This window comes from Ureaplasma diversum NCTC 246 (genome assembly GCF_000731915.1).
Lineage (GTDB): Bacteria > Bacillota_I > Bacilli_A > Mycoplasmatales > Mycoplasmoidaceae > Ureaplasma > Ureaplasma diversum.
The window spans coordinates 1-1,625 of record NZ_JFDP01000097.1; the positions used below are offsets into that span (position 1 = coordinate 1).

The window sequence follows — 1,625 nt, forward strand, 5'->3', positions numbered from 1 at the left end:
AAATGTTCCGGTAAAGGAGTTTTTTAAATATAGTTGTTTTTTAATTTTATAAAATGTCTGTTCTTAATAGAATTCTAAATTTTAAACAAATTTCACTCTAAAAAAATAGTTTAGTTTGTCAATTTAAAACGGTTATTTTATTACTATAAATAAGTTTTTTAAACAATGAAAATAGATACATTAATAGATAGGTAATTAAAAAACCACTTCTGTTTGAAGCAGTTTTTTGTAGTTTAAGTTATTTATTGGAATTTTACTGGAGTGTCAATTAAATTAGTCTTTTTCGGATCATCTTCTAGTCAGATTCCGGTAATTACATATGTTTTACCATCCTTAGGTTGACCATATGATGGGTAGGTTTCAAAAACGAAACCTTCGCTTGTTTTTGGTCTAGGTCTAGTAGGAGCATTTGAACCTTTGGTGCTATCTTCTTGGAATCTGTTTGTTCCTTCAACTTCAATAGAATAATTAAAGTATTTATTTTTAACTTTATTGTATGTTTCTTGATCGGTTGTTATATCAAAAAAGAAATATTTTTCATTGCCTGGTGAGGTATCTCGTCTAACTTCCAGTTTTTTGAATTTAATAGTAGATGCAAGTTCAGTAGCTTCTTTTTGTTTTTTTGCTAAATTTTCAGCAGCTTTTGCTTTTGCATTTTCTAAAATTTTATCAACTTCAGTATCGTTAAAAGATTCGTTCATACTATCTATTTGATTAATAAATCCATCTTTTTCTTCCTTTGATAAATTAGGTAGTTTGTTAATCTCAGCTTTTGTTTCGTTTTTCTTAGTTTCAAAAGCTTTTACTTTTTCAGCTTGCTCTTTTTCAGCTTTTATTTCGTTATCTTTTTCTTGAGCTTTACTAAATATTGTATCTAATTCATTAACTTTAGAAGGTTCAGTAATAGCATCAACTTGACCATTAAAGTTATTTTTATCTTCTTGAGTTAAATTATCTAATTTAGAAATTTTTTCTTTTGTTTCAGCTTTTTTAGCGGCTAATTCTGCTTCTTTTTGGGCTTTTAACTTTTCAGCATCTTCTTGTTCTTTTTTAGCAGAACCATCTTGCTCGGTTTTTCCACCGGTCTCATAACCATTGTTCTCACCCTTGCCATTAGCAATAGAACCATCAGACGGATTAGAACCTACATTTGGTTTTTCACCGTCTTTTTTCATATCTTTGTTAGGTGTTTCAGAACCTACATTATCTTTAGGTTTTTCTGTAGTGCCACCATTTGTTCCTGGTTGATCGCTTTGTGTTTTTTCATCTTTTTGTTTTTCTGATGAACTAGGATTAGTTACTTGTGGATTTTCTGGAGAAGTATTTGATGAGCCGCCTGATGGATTAGTTGAACCATTGTTTGAACCATTGTTTGAACCATTGTTTGAACCATTGTTTGAACCTTTGTCAGTTGGTGTTGATGGAGTATTGTTTTCTGAATCTTGTTTAGTACCATTTGTAGTACTTCCACTACCTTGCTTTGTAGATTCAGTTCCACTAGTTTGTGGTTGTTCTACTTTCTTTTCAGTGGGTTTAGCTGGTTTCGCTTTTGTTGGTGCACAAGCCGCAACTACTCCAATAACACTAACCCCTGCCATAATAGCACCAACTGATAAAGCTAGTGC

The 1,625-nt window shown here is 31.3% G+C and carries 1 protein-coding gene; it reads right to left on the minus strand.

Annotated features, from left to right (window positions below):
• Positions 1-242: 242 nt before the first annotated feature.
• Positions 243-1,625: GA module-containing protein (locus UDIV_RS04055; protein ID WP_038103694.1), on the minus strand; the 1,383-nt coding region annotated here is incomplete at its 5' end.